General features: G+C 69.2%; 3 protein-coding genes. All 3 read right to left on the bottom strand.

Annotated elements, in window-relative coordinates; all coding sequences use genetic code 11:
• On the bottom strand, positions 1-281 hold a 281-nt coding region (locus Q7W29_13000; protein ID MDO9172737.1), incomplete at its 3' end, for a methylglyoxal synthase.
• Between the two features lie 38 nt (positions 282-319).
• Positions 320-580, bottom strand: coding sequence for a DUF4342 domain-containing protein (locus tag Q7W29_12995; GenBank protein ID MDO9172736.1), 261 nt, complete (start codon positions 578-580; stop codon positions 320-322).
• A partial coding sequence (locus Q7W29_12990; protein ID MDO9172735.1) for a tetratricopeptide repeat protein occupies positions 580-1,009 on the bottom strand: 430 nt, incomplete at its 5' end. The genes Q7W29_12990 and Q7W29_12995, both read right to left, overlap by 1 nt.

Genomic DNA, 1,009 nt, shown 5'->3' with positions numbered 1-1,009 from the left:
TCCAGAGGATCCCAGAAGAAGATCAGGAAGTCGATCTCGTTGCTGGCGATCTTGGCGCCGATCTGCTGGTCGCCGCCGAGCGGGCCGCTCTGCAGCTTCTTGATGGCGAACCCCAGCGCCTCCTCGAGGGCCTTGCCGGTCGTCCCGGTGGCGTAGACGTCGTGGTGCGCCAGCAGGTCGCGGTTGTACAGGGCCCACTCCAGCAGGTCGCGCTTCTTGTTGTCGTGGGCGACCAGCGCGATCCGCTTGTCGTTCAGCATGACGATCCTGGTGTGGGTCATCCAGATCACCTTGTCCTTCCTGGGATCGTTCCCCGGGATCAGGCGTCGGTCTCGACGCGCTCCACGACGATGACGCACTTGGTCGTCAACGCCGCGACGGCCCCGACGGCCGCGAGCACCGGCGCCAGCAGCCCGACGACCACGCCGACGGTCAGCGGGATCTCGATCAGGGACTTGCCTTCCTCGTTCTTGATCGTGATGCGCCGGATGTTGCCGGCGTGCACCAGCTTCTTGACCTCGGCCACGAGCCGGTCGCCGTTGATCTCGAATTCCTCGGTGTGGATCTTCTTCTCGTCCATCAGTCCCCTCCGCCGTTCAGTCCTTGCAGCCGCGACCGCGCCGCGTTCAGATTCTGCCGGACCCCCGGGTAATCCGGGCGCCCGGCCGCGACCCGCTCGAAATCCGCGACGGCCCCAGCATAATCCGCGGCCTGGAACCGCGCCACGCCCCGCCGGAACAGGGCGTCCGCGAGGCCGGCGCGCGCCGCGGCGAACGCGGGCGCCAGTCGCAGGGCTTCGTCGAAGTCCGCGATCGCCCCGTCGTAGTCCCCGCGCTCGCCCTTCACGACGCCCCGGTTGCCGAGGGCGTCGGCGTACTGCGGGTCCAGCTGCAGGGCGCGATCGAGGTCCGCGAGCGCGGCCGCGCGGTCGCCGCGCTCCGCCCAGGCGAGGCCGCGGTTGTTCAGCGCCAGCGGCGTGTCGGGATACCTGTCCAGGACGTCGTTCCAG

The sequence above is a fragment of the bacterium genome (assembly GCA_030654305.1).
Classification (GTDB): Bacteria; Krumholzibacteriota; Krumholzibacteriia; order LZORAL124-64-63; family LZORAL124-64-63; genus PNOJ01.
This window is presented reverse-complemented; position numbering and strand designations above follow the sequence as displayed.